Below are 18,624 nucleotides of genomic sequence, written 5' to 3' on the forward strand. Positions count from 1 at the left end.
GCCGAACGGGGACAGCCAGACGCAGATTATTGACCACCGCGCCGCGTTTGCCGGCCGGCCTGGCGCTGCTGACGCTCCAGCCTCCAGCGCAAAGCGCTTTTCAGCAGCAGCGTGACGATGGCCATCAACGTCAGCAGCGAGGCGGCGGTAAAGGCGCCGACGGTGTTATAGTCCTGATGCAGTAACTCCACCTGCAGCGGCAGGGTGTAGGTTTCGCCGCGAATCGCCCCCGATACCACCGACACCGCGCCGAACTCGCCGATGGCGCGCGCATTGGTCAGCACCACGCCGTACAGCAGCGCCCAGCGGATATTCGGCAGCGTCACCCGCCAGAACATCTGCCAGCCGGACGCGCCCAGCAGCAGCGCCGCCTCTTCTTCCTGGCTCCCCTGGCTGAGCATAACCGGCACCAGTTCGCGCACCACGAACGGACAGGTGACGAAAATCGTCACCAGCGCAATGCCGGGCCAGGCGAACATCAGCTGAATGCCGCGCGCATCCAGCCAGCCGCCCAGCGGGCCATTGCTGCTGTAGAACAGCAGATATAGCAGCCCGGCCACTACCGGCGATACGGCGAAGGGAATATCCACCAGCGTCAGCAGCAGCTGGCGACCCGCGAAGCGAAAACGGGTGACCAGCCAGGCCAGCAACGTACCAAACAGCAGATTAACCGGCACGGTAATCGCCACCACCAGCAGCGTCATGCCGATGGCGTGCAACATATCGGGATCGGCCAGGTTGCGCCATACGCCGCCCAGTCCTTGCGCCAGCGCGGCGGCAAAAATAGAGACCAGCGGGATGACCAGCATGATCAACGACAGCAGGCTGCCCAGACCAATCAGCAGCCATTTGCTTACGTTGCCGGCGCGACGGGAGGCCGCATGCCGCGGCGTGCGCTCGTTCATTGCGCGCCCCCGGTACGTCGACCATAGCGACTCTGCACCATATTAATACTAAACAGCAGCAACAGCGAGGCCGACAGAATCACCGACGCGATGGCGCTGGCCGCCGGGTAATCGAATTCCTGCAGTCGGATAAAAATCATCAGCGAGGTGACTTCGGTCTGCCAGGCGATATTGCCGGCGATAAAGATCACCGCGCCGAATTCGCCCAGGCTGCGGGTGAACGACAGCGCGGTGCCGGTCAGCAGCGCCGGCAGGATTTCCGGCAAAATCACCCGCCGAAAACACTGCCAGTCGCTGGCGCCCAGCGTGCGGGCCGCTTCTTCATAGTCCGGACTCAGATCCTCCAGCACCGGCTGCACCGTGCGCACCACGAAGGGAATGCTGGTAAACGCCATCGCCACCGCGATACCCAGCCAGGTATAAGAGACGCGGACGCCAATCTGCGCCAGCCATTCGCCATACCAGCCGCCGGTGGAAAACAGCGCCGTCAGCGTCAGGCCGGCCACGGCGGTGGGCAACGCGAAGGGTAAATCCATCAGGCCATCAAGCAGCGTGCGGCCGGGAAACTGATAGCGCGTCAGAATCCACGCCATCAGCAGACCGAATCCGGCGTTGAACAGCGTGGCGACGCCGGCGGCCAGCAGCGTTACCTTATAGCTCGCCACCACCTGTGGACTGGTGATCACCGCCCAGTACTGCGCCCAGCTCATTTGCGCCAGCTGCACCATCAGCGCGCTAAGCGGCAACAGCAGGATCAGACTGATAAAAAACAGGCTGCTGCCCAGACTCAGGGTAAAACCGGGCAATACCCGCTTGCTGCCGCCTGCGGGCATTACTGATGTCCCGCCGCCAGCAGCTTATCCAGTTCGCCGCCGCTGGCGAAATGCGTTTGCATCACCTGCGCCCAGCTGCCGAAGCGATCTTCCACCCGCGTCAGCCGGGTGACCGGGAAACGCGCCTTCAGCTGTTCCATCAGTTGCGGATTGTTCACCCGATAATAGAAATCGGCGATGATGCGCTGCGCGGGCGGGCTGTACAGATAGTTGAGATAGTCTTTCGCCGCCTGTTCGGTGCCGTTGGCCGCGACGTTCTTATCGATCCACGCCACCGGGAACTCGGCCAGAATATTGCTTTGCGGCACGATCACCTCGTAATTATCCGCGCCGTACTGATTGCGGATATTGTTCACCTCGGACTCGAAACTGATCAGCACATCGCCCAGCCCGCGCTCGACAAACGTGGTGGTCGCGCCGCGGCCGCCGGTGTCGAATACCGCCACATTGCCGACGAAGCGTTGCATCCAGCCGCGAATCTTAGCGATATCGCCGCCGTTCGCCTCGCTGGCCGCGTTCCACGCCGCCAGCCAGGTATAGCGCGCGTTGCCGGAAGTTTTCGGGTTAGGAAAAATCAGCTTCACGTCGTCGCGCACCAGATCCTGCCACTCATGAATCCCTTTCGGATTGCCCTTGCGCACCAGAAACGCCATGGTGGAATAGAACGGCGAGCTGTTGTCCGGCAGACGGCTCTGCCAGTCGGCCGGCAGCAGCCGGCCGCGATCGTGCAGGATTTGGATATCCGTCACCTGATTGTACGTCACCACGTCCGCCTTCAGCCCCTGCAGAATAGCCAGCGCCTGACGGGAGGAACCGGCGTGCGACTGTTTAATCGTCAGCGGGTCGTTGGGATGCTGCGCCAGCCACTGCTGCTGAAAGCCGGGATTAAGCGCCGCAAATAATTCACGCGAAACATCATACGAGCTGTTCAGCAACTCCGTCGCCTGCGCGTTTCCGCCCGCCAGCAGCGTTAACGCCAGCAAACCTTTGACCAGCCGCTTTCTTATCCATATTTGCTTCATGCGATTGCCTCACTTAGAAATGTATGATTCCCCCGACGATTATCGCGGACTATCGCCCGGCGAACGAATTGCCGGACGCTGAGCTGACCAAAAGCGCGAGAGACGCCGATGTACCGGAAAGATGGGGGAAAACTGCGTTTATGGTGAACCAGTGTATGAACAAGCACGGCTGAAGATATAACCTTCTTATAGAATATTTAAGGTTAATTAAGAACAAAAAAGCATATCTCCCCACGCAACACCGTTGCCGATCGGGCGTGACCCGGCGATAAGTTTAGCCGCAGAAATAAGGAATGCGCCAGACCGCCGCCTGGCGCCGGAGGTTACAGCGTCAACAGACGATCGAGCGAGGGAGCGAAAAAGTAGCTGCCGCTAACCGCGCGGGTAAAGCGCAGCATATCGTCGCGCTTGCCGTCACGTTCGCCGAACATGCTTAGCAACTGCTGCTCAATATTGTGCAGGCGGTGGCAGTAAGCGATAAAGTAGAGGCCGTGCTTGCCGCTGGCGCTGCCGTATGGCAGGCTCTGCCGCAGGATCTTCAGCCCTTTGCCCTCTTCTTTCAGATCGACCCGGCTGACGTGCGAGGTTTCCGGGCGGATATCGGACGGCAGCTCCTCGCTGTCCTGCTTCGTGCGGCCGATGATTTTTTCCTGCTGCTCCACGCTAAAGCGCTGCCACTGCTTCAGGTTGTGCTCCCAGCGCTGCACGAACACATAGCTGCCGCCGGCATCCCGCTGATCCGCGCCGATAATCGCCACGTCGCGCCGCGCCTCGTCGCCCTGCGGGTTTTCGGTGCCGTCGACGAAGCCGCTCAGATCGCGCTCTTCCACCCAGCGAAAACCGTGCGTCTCTTCTTCCACATGAATGGCGCTGCCGAATGCCGCCAGCGCCGCCTGGGCGAGGCTGAAATTCACGTCATGACGCAGAGACTGAATGTGAATCAACAGATCGCGCTGCGTGGCGGGCGCCAGACCTTTGCCGAGCGCGCTAAACGGCTTCAGCTCTTCGGCGCCGTTGTCGCAATCCAGGTCGCGCCACACGTCATGGCCGAAGGCGATTACGCCGCCCAGCCCGGCATCGGGATGGCGCTGCTGCAGGTCTTCCAGCGCCTGGCAGAATTTGCGGCATCCCTGGCGGATAGCATCAAATTCGCCCTGCACCATTGCTTCCATATAAATGGCAAAACGGCGATGTTCCAGCAAAATGCCGCTTTGAATTCGTGTCATGGTGATTCCTCATGATAGTGATACCCGATAGTCGCAGGCGCGGGATGGCCCGGATACGCGCCGCATGACCTGACCAGCGAACCTTCGCCCTGACGGGTATATCTGTTTTTATAGTTAGCGCTTAATTGATTAACTGCCAATGCAACTATCATACCGGAAGCTGTGTGACGTTTATCTTGCTTAACGACAAAAAAGGATTTTTTTCCCCGCGCCGGCAAGCAAACGCTCAAAAAGAGCGCAGCGGCGCGCCGACGCAGGGCGTGAAAAGGCACCTTTTCGCGCCGGCGATATAAAAAACGCGGGACGGTCGGGATACAAAAGATTTGCAGGATTGATAAGAAAGGAAGCAGAGGCCGGCGCTTGCTGCCTGCCGCTGTGGCAATCACGACATTTTGTGGTGCGTTGCGTGAACGCGGCGCCGGCAGGCGCCGCATCCCGGCGCAAACGGTGACTTAGTTGCGCGCCTGAGCGCGCCAGACGATTTTAACCACTTTCCAGTCGCGCAGCACGTCGTCCGACGGCATCAGCCCTTCCGGCCCGCGCCACTCGCCGCCATAGATATAGCTGACGTGCGCGCTGCCCGGCGCGGCACATTCCACCCGACGGGCGTCCTCCCCCTGTCCCAGCCAGCATGAGCCAAAGGCCTTGCCGTACAGCGAGGAGAACGCGTCGCCGACCTTCACGCCCCACTGGCTCGCGATCGCCGCATCGCTCACGTCCACCCGGGTCACCGCCCCTTTGGGTTGGCCGCTGATCACCAGCCGGACGCTATCGCCATCCAGCGCTTCATAGAACGCCACCAGTTGGCCGTTTTGCGTACCCATGCCGCTGCGCAGCCGGTAATCTTCGTTCAGGGCTTTATTCAGCACCGGCTCCGACAGCGGCGTTCCCGCATTGATGTCGCCCACGCCCGAATCCTGCACGGTTATCGCGCCGCCAAACCAGTTAAACGGCGACAGGCTGGACCAGGAAAAATTAGACATCGTGCCACACCCGCTCAGCACCAGCGGTAATCCCAGTAATAATGGGCGAAATCTCATCACATTGACTCCTCAGATAGCTTACGACACGCCGCGTCTGAGCGCATATCGGCTTCAGACGGTTGGATTGCACAACGCGCGGAAAGTGCCATTAAAATCGAATTCAATCCGCCAGCATACCACCGCCCGGCGCGGCTTGCCCCGGGCGGCGCATCGTTACGCCCGCTTACGGCTGAGAAAATGCGTTCAAATCGTAATGCTGCGGGAAAAATTCATCCAGCTCATCCTGATGGGTGATGGCGATCACCGTACAGTCGGGCAGCGCCGTTTTGATCAGCGTCAGCATCGCTCTGGCCCCGGCCGGATCGAGATTGCTGGTCGCCTCATCCAGATACAGCGTATCGGGCCGGACGATCAGCGCGCGGGCAAACGCCAGCCGCTGGCGCTCGCCGCCGGAAAACACCCGTTCCCAGTTAAGCCGCTCATCGAGCTTATCGCGCCACGCCGCCAAACCGGTGCTGTCCAGCGCCTGACGCAGCCGTTCGCGATCCGCGATCGGCGCTTCGGGGTAACATAACAGTTCGGCCAGCGTTCCCTGCCCCAGATAGCTTTGCTGCGGCAACAGCAGGCTCTTGCCGCTCAGCGCCTGCCAGCGCCCCTGGTAATAGGGCCACAGTCCGCTCAGCGTGCGCAGCAGCGTCGATTTACCCAGCCCGCTGCGGCCGGACAGCCGGCTCCAGCTGCCCGGCGCGCAACTGAACGCTACGTTGCGCAACAGCGGCTGGCCCTGCGGCGTGGAGAACGATAACGCTTCCACGCTCAGGCATTCGCCCTGGGCAACCGGCTCATCGCCGGACTGATGGCGCGCGATTTCCTGCTGAAACTGGCTCAAACGCTCCAGGCTGGCGGACAATTCGACCAGCGAATAATAAAAATGGATAAACCAGCTGAGCGCGCCGTGCACCTGACCGAAGGCGCTGCGAATCTGCATCAGCCCGCCCAGCGTAACGGTTTTACTGAGAAACGCCGGCAGCGCGGCGAACACCGGCACAATCAGGCTGACCCGGGTATAGCCGACGGTAAACAAGCCCAGATCGCGTTCGCCGTTCATTACCCGCCGCCAGTTGGCCGCAATGGCGGAAAACGCATGGCGCAGCTGATTTTTTTCCTGCTGCTCGCCGCCATAGAGCGCAATCTGCTCGGCGTTGTCGTGCTTACGCAGCAGCGCGGCGCGGAAATCCGCCTCGACGCGCTGTTTATGGTAATTAATGCCGTGCAGTTTTTTCCCGATCGCATGGGTGATCAGGCTGCCCGCCAGGTTATAGATCAGCGCCACCCAGACCAGATAACCATGCAGGGTTATCTCATGACCCCATAGGGAAAAATGCTGGACGCCGGAGAGCTGCCATAAAATAAACAGGAAAGAGAACAGCTGGGCGAAGGTAATGATAAATGACACCGATAAGCGCACGGTTTGCGTGACGAACAGATCGATATCCTGCGCGATACGCTGGTCGGGGTTATCCATCCGGCCGCTGAGCGACAGACGGTAAAACGCCCGCTGCGCCAGCCAGCCGTTGATAAACCGCTCGGTCAGGAAGGCGCGCCAGCGAATAATCAGCAGTTTGGTGAACCACTCCTGATACACGAACACGCCGATATAAATCAGAATATAAACGCAATACTCTTTGACCAGCGAATACAGCAGCCCGCCGTTGAACTCGCCCAGCGCGTCGTAAAACGTCTTGCTCCAGTTATTGATCAGAACGTTGAGATAGACAATCGACATGCCCATGGCAAGGATCAGCAGCAGGAATAACCACGCCTGCCAGGACTGCGCCCTGCCCCAAAACTCCCGGCAGAGGTCCAGCATCTGTGCGATCAGCTTTCTCATAGTTGCGCCTCCTGCGGCAGCGTGATGTACAGCACCCGGTTATCCGGATTAAACAGACGGGCCGCCATCGCGCGCACGCCCTCCAGGGTGATCGCCTCAGCCAGATGCGCCTGTTCACTCAGATAGCGCGGATCGCCATACTGCTGATAGCTCAGCATCAGGCGGTGCTGCTGGGTGAGAATATCCTGCCGTCGACGCTGCTCCGCACGGATAAATTGCTGTTTCTGCCCCTCAATATCCTGGCCGGTAATCTGTTGCGGCAGCGAGGTGAAAATCTGCTCCGCACGCTGCCACAGCGCCTGCGCCCTGTGCGGCGCGCTGGTGAAGGTCACCTCGGTTTCAATGCGCTGTTTGCTGGTATCCAACAGACTGTTCACCTGCATGCGGTAAATGCCGAGCTCATCATCCCGCAGGCTGTTTTTCAGGTACTTATTGGCCAGACTGGCGGCGACGCTAACCTGCACCGCACTGTGCGGCGTCCAGCGCCAGGGCGTGAAACTCCAGGCGCGAATATCCGCGCGCGGCTCGATGCTGATGGCGGACACCGCCTCTCGCCTGCCCGTTTGCGCCAGGTAAGGCGTCGCGTCGCCGATAGTGCGGCGCGGAATCGAAGCCAGATAGCGCTCAACCAGCGGCAACAACTGTTCAGCGGGCATATCGGCCAGCAAATAATAGGTCGCCGGCGCCGATGCGGCCTTACGCCACTGCGCCAGCAGTTCCGGCGCGGCGACCTGTTTTAGCTGCGTCAGCTGAGCTTGCGGATAAGCGGGCCGGCCGAAGCGCAGCGCTGTAATCTCGCGGCCGCGCAGGTCCGCCACCGATTGCTGGCTATTGATCTGCTGGCGAATCAGCCGCGTCATGCTCTCTTTCATCACCTCGGGATCAATGCCCGGCGCGCTGTGCAACGCGGAATAGAGGCCGAACAGACTGGTCAGCTGCGCCACCGGCGCCTGCCCGCTAAACTGCAATTGCTCCGCCGTCTGATCGATATTCAGCGACAGCGATCGCGCCTGCTTCCAGCCGCTCAGATCCTCGCCGCGCCAGTCCGCCGGGCCGCTCTGCGCAACCAGCTGTCTGGCCAGTTGCACCTGCCATGGATTAAGCCCCGCGGCCATATAGCCGGCCGGACTCTCTGCGGTAAAATAGACCGTCTGACCGGCCTGCGGCGTACGCAGCCAGACCACGCGGTCGCCGTTGCTGAGCTGCCACTGTTCGACGTGTTGCGCCGGGAAATGTTTCAACGCCGTGCGTTCTCCGCGCTGCGTGACGGACGGCAGCTCGGGGATCAGTTTAGCTTCGGGCAGGCGCGGCGGCGTCAGCGCCGCCGTGGTCCACTGCGTCTGTTGCTGCTGTACGGCCTCAGACGTCGGCAGCGTAAAAGGCGCCGAGCCCGGCACGCTAAATTGCACCAGTCTGTCCGTTTCGGCCAGCCAGCGCTGCAGATGCTGATTAACGTCCTGCTGCGTAATGCCGGCCAGCTCGTCCAACACCTGGCGGCCGCGCGTCTGACTGCCCACATAAGCGCGCCCCTGCAGCCAGGGAACCGTAATTTGCTGCACCCAGTCGGCGAAGTCACGCTGTTCCGGCTGGCTGACCATGCCCAGCGCCACCTCGCGAATATCCGATTTCACGTCCACGATATCGCGTTCACTTAACGAATAGCGCCGGATCCTTTCTATTTCCCCCAGCAGCACGGCGAGCGACGCATGATGGCCACCCGGCATCACATCGGCAAAGAAACCCAGCGCGACGGTCGTTCTGCCGATATCCGACTTACGCACCACCAGACTGCTGACCTCGGGCGGCAGTTCCGACTTTTGCCGGCGCATCTGTCGGCTTAGCGCGCTGAGCGTGATCTGATTCAGCAGGCGGTAACGCATGCCCGCCCGCCCGCCCACGCCTTCATCCTGAAAGCGATAGACCACGGACACCTGACTGGTGCCGCTCTGGCTATCCTGCAGACGCACCACGTCAAGCTGCGGCGCCAGACGCGGTTCATAGTAGTCGCGCACGGGCACGTTCCCGGCCGGCAGATCGGCGAAGTAGCGCCGGATCTCGCGTTCGGCCTCGGCAAGCGGTATATCGCCAATCAGCAACAGCCGCATATTCGACGGGCGATACCAACGCTGATAAAACGCGCGCAGCAGGCTGGCCGGCGTATCGTTAATCGCCTGCTCGGTACCGATCACCGGACGTAACGGATAGCGCGAGTCGTGGCGGATAGCCTGGACGCGCTGCTGGTTCATACGCTCAGCCACTCCCAGTTTGCCGCGCCACTCCTCCAGAATAATCTGGCGCTCATTATCCAGATCGCGCGGCAGAAAGCGGGCGTGGCCGGCCATCTGGCTCAGCGCCTGTAGCGCCAGTCCGAGTTCGCGCTTCCCGGCCGGCGGACTCATCATGTACTGCGTGCGTTCGTAATTGGTCATGGCGTTGTAGTGCTGCGCGCGCACCCAGCCCTGCTGATTCAGCGCCTGACTCACGCCCTGGTCAAACGCATCGCTGGTATGGAACACCATATGTTCGACCATATGCGCCGCGCCGGACTCGTTATCCTGCTCATCAATCGAGCCGACGTCGACGCTCAAACGAATATCAATGCGGTTTTGCTGCCCGGCCAGCGGCACCAGGGTATATTGCAGCCCGTTGGCCAGCCTTCCTTCTTTTATATGCGGCAGCGGACTTTGAACCGCGCCGGCGTCAGCGGCCAGGCTACCGGCGCTTAACGTAAACAGACCGACGGCGAACGCCAGCCAATAAAATTTCTTCCAGTTCATAACGACCTTGTCACTATTGTTATTTTCATATTGCGACGCGTTTTCTCGCGACGAAAAAACGCGGTCAGAGACGATACGGACATTCCGTAAGGCATCATCCCGCCACGCCGGACAAGGGCGTCGCGGGATCGGGTGCTTACCAGGTGTAGGCGACCCCCAGCCAGAACTGGCGGCCGGGTTTGTAGGTAACGAGGCTGGTACTTGAATTCGCCAGCGATTGAGAAGTTTCCACCACGTTGTCAAATACGTTCAGCACATCCAGCGTGATATCCAGCGTCTGCTCCTTGTAGATCGGCTGGGAGTAGGCAAGACGCCAGTCGTAGGAGAAGAAGTCGCCATATTTAATACCGGTGTACATTGTCGGCCTGCCGATATAATCGCCACAGGCGCCAGAGCCTCCCGGGCAGTCAATGACAGAGGTGACATAGCCTTTATAGCCGGAGGTATAGGCCAGACGCTGGCCCCAGGTCAGGCGTGCCGCAGGGAAATAAGTATCCACATTCAGGAATATATTCCACGGCGTATTGAAATTCAGGGCATCGATATCACCCTTATCCATCAATTTTTCATTAAAGATGACCTTGACGTCATCCTGATTACTTGCATCGTAATAGGTTTGCGAATTGCTTTTATTTTTAGAAATATTAGCGCCCAACGCCCAATTTACTTGCGCCCACTGGAACTTATACGGGCTAATCGGTTCAACCGTCAGAGAGAAATTATTACCTTCGGTGCTGGCGCTATTGCTTAAATAATAGCGGCGCTGGCTATTATCATCGATATAGCTTTCCTGACCAAACTGCTCGCGTCCTTTGCGATGTACCCATTTCACCGTCCAGATAGTATCCATGACGCGCTGGGACAGCCCCAAATTCAGCTCATCGCTAAATGGCGTATTCAGGCCTGATACATCATAGGTCGCCACATTGGCTCTGATCGGCGCGCTCCAGTCGCCGCTGGAACTAGTCCGCGTCTGCGTGTAGCGTTCATTGATGCCCGACCGTAACATATAGGCCAACATGTTCTGCGCGTAGTAGCGGTTAGCGCCGCCAAACACGCGAGTGGAGCGATCGCCAAACACATCGTAAGAGGCGGCCAGCCGCGGGGCGATATTCAGATTTTCCAGATAATCGTCATAAGATAAGCGTACTCCCGGCGTCACTTCCAGCTTTCCGAGCGTAATGCTATCCTGGATATAGGCGGCATAATTGGTATAACTGCCTTTAACGGTTCGCTCCGGATACAGCAGGCGGGTACCGGCAAATTGTTCGCCGTCAATACACAGGGTGTCGCCCGACTGACAAACAACGCCGGAATTAACGAATCTTGCGCTGGGAGATACCGTGGCCGAATACACATCGCTGAAACGGCGATATTGCGCATTATAGAAATCCGTCTGCCAGCCAAAATCCAGTTGGTGCTGCACGCCCCACAAAGCCAGCGGACTCAGTTCGTAATCCTGCTTCAGCGTCGTGGTATTTTTTTCAGTAGCATAAGTGCCGTATCCGCCACTCTGCGATGAATTGGCGGAGCTTTGCCAATCAATCGCATCAGAGGTGAAATTTAGCGAAGGGCTATAATAGACCCAACTTGTGAGCGTATTAGATTCATGTTCGATCTTATTCTGTTCATGTTGGTAACCCGCCAGACTGATGATTTTCCCCCAATTGGCGTTATGTTCCCATTCAATGTTGAAGCGATAGCCACCACCCGTATTAGTATAGGAACCGTTTTTCACATTCTGCTTATAATATTTGGACTCGTGCGGCGCATACATGCCGGTCAGGCGAACAGTATCGCCGTTATCGGCCAGATATGTGCCTTTCAACAAATAGGTTTCAGCAATACGTTCCTGATCCGTCCACTGATCTAACCAGGTGTGATAATACGGGATATCTGACTGCTGCCGATTATAGGCAAAAATAAATCCTGCCTTATCGCTTAACGGTTGGTTAAAGCTGGCTGAATAAAACTGTTTTTTAAATCGGGGCTGATAATAGAGGTTGGTTGCCGATTCAAAATCTTCGCGATTATCCGCATCCACATGATAACGCGTCCAGCTATCGCGCGTGGTGCGATAGGAAATTTTACCCGAAGCTTTACTCAGATCCGGATCCTTCAGTTTGGCGTCCACTACGCCACCGGTGAAGTCGCCGTATTTGGCGGAGACATTGCTATCGAACACTTCCAGTTGCTCAATCAGCTCGGAATTGATCCAAAATGACTGCGCGCCACCGGCCGGTAAATCAGTCGGCGAGTAGCCATCAGGGTTCGTGCCCAACTCCCCACCGTTGGCGCCGGGGTCAATGGTGTTGTTATTGGACAGCCCATCGATCATGTAGTTGTTCTGGTAAAACTTCTCACCATGAAACGAGACATTCTCAGGCGCGATTTCTCCAGGCGTATTACCATTATCCGCCGTCTTGGAAAACTGCACGTTAGGATTGTTTTTCAGCAGTTCCGTCACCGAGCCATTGCGGGTCGGCATTTTTTTAATCTGCTCCGCCGTTAAAATCTGCGTCCCCATCGACTGGCTGGTCGGCGTCGAGCGCACTAAAATCGTATCCTCGCCGCTGGCGGAGGCATCGCCGTCCTGCGCGCTACTTTTTTTCTCCGCTTCGTCTGCCGCCGGCGCGCCGCTGTTCTGGCCGTCATTTTCCTGCGCCAACGCCGACGATGATAATAAGGACAATATCATCATCAAGTACATGTTTTTATTCATTATGTAATTTTCCCCGGAACTAAAAATTAAAAAGACGCTTTTTGTTATGGCTTAATTTTCCAGCCGGATATGGCCATCCAGCTTAAAAACAATGGATACGGTCTGATCGGCCATCATGGTCTGTGCCTGATAACGCCAACGCGCCATATCTTTCATCACCGATGCGGCGAATACGCCGACCGGATCCTCGGTTAAAATACGAATATTGGTCACCGTGCCGCTGCCGGTAACGTCGAACCTCACCCGCACGCGCCCTTCCACGCCCAGCGAACGGGCGCGGGTTGGGTAATTAACCCGGCGGTTTAAAGCGGTTAATTTCTGCGTACTGGCGGCGCCGGTCCCCTGCGCGGCCTGGCCGCTGTTGCTGCTGCCCTGCGCCGAAGCGGCCAGCCGGCCGGCGGAGCCCGTGGATACAGGAGAGGAAGACGCCGGCGCATCCGGCGAAGGGCGAGTTGAACGTTCGGCCGTCTGCGGCGCTTCGCTGGCGCGCGGCGAAGGCTGGCGCACGGGCGGCGCCTTTTCCGGTGTTTTTTTCACCGGCACCTGCGCCGGCTTTTTCGCCGACGCCGTTACCGGTTGCGCCTGCCGCACCACAATGCGCGGCTTATCCGCCAGCGGCAGCGCGATCTCGCTGGCCGCCGGCATCGTCGAGCCTTCTGGCGCCGCCGCCCGTGCAGGCGCCGCAGCGGCAGCCGTTTGCCCGGCGGACTGTTCCGCATGCTGAATCTGCAGCATGGTAATATTCAGGCTATCGCCCGCTTTCCCCGCCAACGCTTCGCTCGACGGCGGCGTGCGCGCGGCCCATAAGGCCAGCGTGATTAGCCCCAGGTGCAGCAGCGCGGAAAACGACAAAAAACCCGCCCGCCGGCACAGGGAAGGGATGCATTGGATGCTTTTCATCATCAAAAATTAACGTCTGTCTCTTAATCAAACGCGTTACAACGTCATCCCTGCTCCAGCCCGGCGTTTGCCTCAGGATTTTCCTTTTCCCGCGATAACGAAGTCAGGCCAACTGGTTTTATCGACATACGCCCTTTCCCTTTCATCACGTTCGACAAAGCATTCGCCGCGAGGAAGAAACCATCGCAATGGCTTGTATCGAAAGGGAAAATTGGATGACTACGCTCGAGAAACAGAGACACTCTTCTATCGGACTTGTAATAGTTATTACAATGGAAACAATTATACAAATAATAATCATTACCACAAATATCCTTACACAAAACTTACACAGCGGAAGGGAACTAATAAAAAATAACGAGATTGATGGCAGCGTCGCCGATGGACCCGAGATTTCGACTCTGGCGCCCTGGAATGTTTTTCCGAACGGGAAACGCTGCCAACCGGCTGAATTGAAAGATTATTGACGCGAAAACGCGCTCAGCGCCGGCAGAAAACAGACGGTTAGCGGGTATAGTTTGACGTGGCGCCGGCAGTACGCCCGGCGGACGGCCCGCAACGCAGGCCTGGGCAAGCAAGGCTGAAAACCAGCAATCGCTCGCAGATGCGGGCGCAGACGGTTCTCTCATCCGTTCGGCATGATGAGCCCGACCGTCTGGCAAGATGAAACGCGACGGGAACAGGCCTTTACGGCCTGAGCCAGGCCTCGCGGCTCAGTACTCCTGGTCCTCGATCAATCGTTTACCCAGCGTAATACAGTCAACGGTTTCGTAATCCAGCTTTTCATACATACTGATGACCGCATCGTTATCTTCCCGCACCATCAGATGAATTTTCGGACAGCCGCGCGCAATCAGTTTCTTTTCCAGCCGGCTGATCAGCGCATTGGCGATGCCCCGGCCGCGAAAATCGGGATGCACCCCGAGATAATAGGCGGAACCGCGGTGACCGTCGTAACCGCCCATGACCGAACCGACAACCTCTCCGCTCACTTCCGCCACCAGAAACAGATCGGCATCGTGGTTCAGCTTGCGTTCAATATCCATTTCGGGATCGTTCCACGGACGCAGTAAATCGCAGCGTTCCCAAAGAGTTATCACTTCCTCAAAATCATCTTGCCGAAAGATACGAATTTCCATAGCTCATCGTCACTGTTGAATCAGGTTATGATCTGATTATCGCGTGATCCGGCGCAGACGCAATATCAAATTGCCCTGCGTGCGTCGCTTCGCGGCGGTTTCATTGCTTTCAGCGCGGCGGGCGATGGTATAATCGCCGCCAGTCAGGCGCCATCGCCAGTTAGCCACCCGATAAAAGAGAACTATGTCCGAACCGATAATCGCCGATGTAAAGGCTTTCCTGCTCGCGTTGCAGGATGATATTTGCCAGCGCCTGGAACAGGCCGATGGCAGCGCGCACTTTGTCGAAGACAACTGGCGGCGCGCCGAAGGCGGCGGCGGCCGCAGCCGGATCCTGCACGGCGAGGTGTTTGAACAGGCCGGAGTGAATTTCTCCCACGTTTTCGGCTCCGCTCTGCCGCCTTCGGCCAGCGCGCACCGACCGGAACTGGCCGGACGCAGCTATCAGGCAATGGGCGTATCGCTGGTGGTGCACCCGTTGAACCCGTATGTGCCCACCAGTCATGCCAACGTACGCTTTTTTATCGCCGAACAGGACGGCGAGCCGGCCGTCTGGTGGTTTGGCGGCGGCTTCGATCTGACGCCGTTCTATGGCTTTACCGAAGACGCGGTGCACTGGCACCGAACCGCGCAAAATTTGTGTCGGCCATTCGGCGCCGATCTGTATCCGCGCTACAAGCAATGGTGCGACGACTACTTTTTCCTGCGCCACCGCAACGAGGCGCGCGGCATCGGCGGGTTGTTTTTCGACGATCTGAACACGCCGGACTTCGCCACCTGTTTCGCTTTCGCCCAGGCCGTCGGCAATGGCTACCTCGACGCCCTGCTGCCGATTGTCGCAAGGCGTAAAACCCTGCCGTGGGGCGAGCGCGAGCGCGAGTTTCAGCTCTACCGGCGCGGGCGCTACGTGGAATTCAATCTGGTGTGGGATCGCGGTACGCTGTTCGGCCTGCAAAGCGGTGGACGCACCGAATCGATTCTGATGTCCATGCCGCCCCTCGCCCGCTGGCAATATCAGTATCACCCTCAGCCGGGCAGCGCCGAGGCCGCGCTGTACCATGATTTTCTGCCGGTCAGAGATTGGCTGACGGAGAGCCAGAAATGACGCAAATATGGGTCGATGCCGACGCCTGTCCCAACGTGATTAAAGAGGTGCTGTTTCGCGCAGCGGAACGCACGCAGATGATGATTACCCTGGTCGCCAACCAGACGCTGAAGGTACCGCCGTCGCGCTTTATCCGCACCCTGCGCGTGGCGCCGGGTTTTGACGTGGCCGATAACGAAATCGTCCGCCGTATGGCGGCCGGCGATCTGGTGATCACCAGCGATATTCCTCTGGCCTCGGAAGCGATTGATAAAGGCGGCGTGGCGCTCAATCCGCGCGGCGAACGCTACACGCCGGATACTATTCGTCAGCGGCTGAATATGCGCGACTTTATGGATACGCTGCGCGCCAGCGGCATCCAGACCGGCGGCCCGGCCACGCTGAGCCAGCGCGACCGGCAACAGTTCGCCGGCGAGCTGGATAAATGGCTGCATCAGCAGCGGAGCGCCGGCCGGTAAAACGCGCTCCCGGCCGGCGCCGCCCGCAACCGCGCCTATAGCGGCTGAGTCTGCGCCTCCACCACCGCCAGCGCCACCATATTGACGATGCGTCGCACCGAGGCGATCGGCGTCAAAATGTGCACCGGCTTCGCCACGCCCATCAGCACCGGTCCCACCGTCACGCCTTCGGACGAGGAGACGCGCAGCAGGTTATAGCTGATACGCGCCGCTTCCATATTCGGCATGATCAGAATATTAGCCGAACCTTTTAGCGGGCTATCCGGCATTTGCTCTCGGCGAATCGCCTCGACCAGCGCGGCATCGCCGTGCATCTCGCCGTCAATCTCCAGTTCGGGCGCCAGCTGGTTGACGCGCGCCAGCACCGCGCGCATCTTCTGCGCCGTCGGCGAATCGGAGGTGCCGAAGCTGGAATGCGACAGCAACGCTACTTTCGGCTCAATGCCAAAACGCCGCACCGTCTCGGCCGCCATCAGGGTAATTTCCGCCAGTTGATCCGGCGTAGGATCGGCATTGACGTAGGTATCGGCAATAAAGGTGTTGCCGCTGGGCAGGATCAGCGCGTTCATTGCGCCGGCCACGTGCACGCCGTCGCGGAAGCCGAACACCTTACTCACCACCTCGAAGTGCTCTTCATAGTTGCCGATGGTGCCGCAGATCAGCGCATCCGCTTCGCCGCGGTGTACCATGATGGCGCCAATCAGCGTGGGATCGCTGATCACCGCGCGCTGCGCCTGCTCCTGCGAGACGCCGCGCCGCTTCATGATCTGGAAATATTCTCCCCAGTACTCTCTGAAACGCGGATCCGACTCATTGTTTACCACCTCGAAATCCTTGCCGATAACGATCTGCAGACCCAGTTTGTGCAGCCGCATCTCGATAACGTCGGGGCGGCCAATCAGCACCGGCGACGCCAGCCCCAGCGTGATCAATTCCTGCGTAGCGTGCAGAACGCGCGGCTCTTCGCCTTCGGCCAGCACCACCCGCCGCGGCTGCTTACGCGCCTGGGCGAAGATCGGCTTCATAAACAGGTTCGTCTTGTAAACAAACTGCGTCAGTTTTTCCAGATAGGCATCGAAGTCGAGGATCGGGCGGGTCGCCACGCCGGAATCCATTGCCGCCTTCGCCACCGCCGGCGCGATCTTAATGATCAGCCGCGGATCGAACGGTTTAGGGATCAGATACTCAGGCCCGAACCTCAGCTCCTGATCGCCGTAGGCGGAGGCCACTACTTCGCTCTGTTCCGCCAGCGCCAGATCGGCGATGGCGCGCACGCTGGCCAGTTTCATCTCCTCGTTGATGGTTGTGGCGCCCACGTCCAGCGCGCCGCGGAAAATAAACGGGAAACAGAGGACATTGTTTACCTGGTTCGGGTAGTCCGAACGCCCGGTACAGATAATGGCGTCGGGCCGGACGGCCTTCACCAGCGGCGGCAAAATCTCCGGCTCCGGGTTGGCCAGCGCCAGAATCAACGGTTTGGCCGCCATGCCCTGCACCATCTCCTGAGTCAATACGCCCGGCCCGGAACAGCCGAGGAAAATATCCGCATTCGGAATCACCTCGGCCAGCGTGCGCAGGCCGTTATCCTCAATCGCATACGCCGCCTTGGTTTCCGCCATGTTCTCTTCGCGCCCGCGGTAAATCACGCCGCGCGAGTCGCAGACCACGATGTGATCGCGTCTCAGACCCAGCGCCACCAGCAGGTTAAGGCAGGCGATGGAGGCCGCGCCCGCGCCGGAGACCACGAGACGCACATCGGCGATCTCTTTTTCCACCACGCGCAAACCATTCAGCACCGCGGCGGTGCAGATAATCGCCGTACCGTGCTGATCGTCATGGAATACCGGGATCTTCATCCTTTCGCGCAGCTTTTTCTCAATATAAAAACACTCCGGCGCTTTAATATCCTCCAGGTTGATGCCGCCAAACGTCGGCTCCAGCGCGGCGATCACATCGATCAGCTTATCGGGATCCTGTTCATCAACCTCAATATCGAATACGTCGATACCGGAGAACTTCTTGAACAGGACCCCCTTGCCTTCCATCACCGGCTTACCGGCCAGCGCGCCAATGTTGCCGAGGCCGAGCACCGCCGTGCCGTTGGAGACAACCGCGACCAGATTGCCGCGCGCGGTATATTTCCAGGCGGCCATCGGATCCTGCGCGATCTCCAGACAGGGAACCGCCACGCCGGGCGAGTAGGCCAGCGCTAAATCGCGTTGTGTTGCCAGAGGTTTGGTTGGAGAGACCTGAATCTTTCCAGGAATCGGATACTGATGAAAATCCAGAGCACTTTGCTTAAGTTGGTCATCCATCGTGCGTTCCTTTATTGGCTTTTGTTGTAATAAATCGGCGATCAAGCGGTCAGTATAATGTTTGCTATTTGTTAAACTTTGAAGCGCGGCAAAAACCCAATAATCATCAGACTTTATATAGTTAATTAATGATTAATAAAGGTGACGACCGTCAGCACAGTCGGCGCCTGAGCGCGGCGGGAGTCAGGGAGTCAGGGAGTCAGGGAGTCAGGGAGTCAGGGAGTCAGGGAGTCAGGGAGTCAGGGAGTCAGGGAGTCAGGGAGTCAGGGAGTCAGGGAGTCAGGGAGTCAGGGAGTCAGGGAGTCAGGGAGCAAGGGAGCAAGGGAGCAAGGGAGCAAGGGAGCAAGG

The 18,624-nt window shown here is 58.7% G+C and carries 14 protein-coding genes; 3 read left to right on the forward strand and 11 right to left on the reverse strand.

Features of this window, described 5'->3' with window-relative positions; all coding sequences use genetic code 11:
- Positions 1–26: 26 nt before the first annotated feature.
- From cysW to FJU30_RS00545, 8 genes are all read right to left on the reverse strand, one after another.
- Positions 27–905, reverse strand: coding sequence for a sulfate/thiosulfate ABC transporter permease CysW (gene cysW / locus FJU30_RS00510; RefSeq protein ID WP_150433494.1), 879 nt, complete (start codon positions 903–905; stop codon positions 27–29).
- A complete protein-coding gene (gene cysT / locus FJU30_RS00515) occupies positions 902–1,738 on the reverse strand; it encodes a sulfate/thiosulfate ABC transporter permease CysT (RefSeq protein ID WP_150433495.1) in 837 nt (278 codons plus the stop codon). The genes cysW and cysT overlap by 4 nt, the downstream gene beginning before the upstream one ends.
- Complete coding sequence (gene cysP / locus FJU30_RS00520) at positions 1,738–2,760, reverse strand: thiosulfate ABC transporter substrate-binding protein CysP (RefSeq protein WP_150433496.1); 1,023 nt, start codon at positions 2,758–2,760, stop codon at positions 1,738–1,740. The genes cysT and cysP overlap by 1 nt, the downstream gene beginning before the upstream one ends.
- A 323-nt stretch (positions 2,761–3,083) precedes the next feature.
- On the reverse strand, positions 3,084–3,986 hold the full coding sequence (locus tag FJU30_RS00525) for a Dyp-type peroxidase (RefSeq protein ID WP_150433497.1): 903 nt from the start codon (positions 3,984–3,986) through the stop codon (positions 3,084–3,086).
- 452 nt (positions 3,987–4,438) lie between these two features.
- Positions 4,439–5,026 carry an RpoE-regulated lipoprotein gene (locus FJU30_RS00530; protein ID WP_150433498.1) on the reverse strand — a complete coding sequence of 196 codons (588 nt, stop codon included), beginning with the start codon at positions 5,024–5,026 and terminating at the stop codon, positions 4,439–4,441.
- Positions 5,027–5,192: 166 nt separating this feature from the next.
- Entirely contained in the window at positions 5,193–6,860 is a 1,668-nt protein-coding gene (locus FJU30_RS00535; protein WP_150433499.1) for an ABC transporter ATP-binding protein/permease, read from the reverse strand.
- Entirely contained in the window at positions 6,857–9,637 is a 2,781-nt protein-coding gene (locus tag FJU30_RS00540; RefSeq protein ID WP_150433500.1) for a M16 family metallopeptidase, read from the reverse strand. The genes FJU30_RS00535 and FJU30_RS00540 overlap by 4 nt, the downstream gene beginning before the upstream one ends.
- A 136-nt stretch (positions 9,638–9,773) precedes the next feature.
- Positions 9,774–12,104 carry a TonB-dependent receptor plug domain-containing protein gene (locus FJU30_RS00545; RefSeq protein WP_395858499.1) on the reverse strand — a complete coding sequence of 777 codons (2,331 nt, stop codon included), beginning with the start codon at positions 12,102–12,104 and terminating at the stop codon, positions 9,774–9,776.
- Between FJU30_RS00545 and FJU30_RS27545 the strand changes: the two genes are divergently transcribed.
- Positions 12,082–12,366, forward strand: a complete 285-nt coding sequence (locus FJU30_RS27545) for a hypothetical protein (RefSeq protein ID WP_223881498.1) — start codon at positions 12,082–12,084, stop codon at positions 12,364–12,366. The two genes, FJU30_RS00545 and FJU30_RS27545, sit on opposite strands and share 23 nt — an antisense overlap.
- Positions 12,367–12,410: 44 nt before the next feature.
- On the opposite strand, the gene FJU30_RS00550 is transcribed toward FJU30_RS27545, so the two are convergent.
- Positions 12,411–13,262 (reverse strand): TonB family protein, encoded by an 852-nt coding sequence (locus tag FJU30_RS00550; protein WP_150433502.1) that lies wholly within the window; start codon positions 13,260–13,262, stop codon positions 12,411–12,413.
- A 710-nt stretch (positions 13,263–13,972) separates the two neighbouring features.
- Entirely contained in the window at positions 13,973–14,398 is a 426-nt protein-coding gene (locus tag FJU30_RS00555; RefSeq protein WP_150433503.1) for a GNAT family acetyltransferase, read from the reverse strand.
- A 184-nt stretch (positions 14,399–14,582) separates the two neighbouring features.
- Here FJU30_RS00555 and hemF point away from each other — a divergent pair, with 184 nt between their 5' ends.
- A complete protein-coding gene (gene hemF / locus FJU30_RS00560; protein ID WP_150433504.1) occupies positions 14,583–15,503 on the forward strand; it encodes an oxygen-dependent coproporphyrinogen oxidase in 921 nt (306 codons plus the stop codon).
- Positions 15,500–15,961: a YaiI/YqxD family protein gene (locus FJU30_RS00565; protein ID WP_150433505.1), complete on the forward strand. Its 462-nt coding sequence runs from the start codon at positions 15,500–15,502 to the stop codon at positions 15,959–15,961. The genes hemF and FJU30_RS00565 overlap by 4 nt, the downstream gene beginning before the upstream one ends.
- Positions 15,962–15,996: 35 nt before the next feature.
- On the opposite strand, the gene maeB is transcribed toward FJU30_RS00565, so the two are convergent.
- A complete protein-coding gene (gene maeB, locus FJU30_RS00570) occupies positions 15,997–18,276 on the reverse strand; it encodes an NADP-dependent oxaloacetate-decarboxylating malate dehydrogenase (protein ID WP_150433506.1) in 2,280 nt (759 codons plus the stop codon).
- Between the last annotated feature and the right edge of the window lie 348 nt (positions 18,277–18,624).

The organism is Affinibrenneria salicis (genome assembly GCF_008710095.1).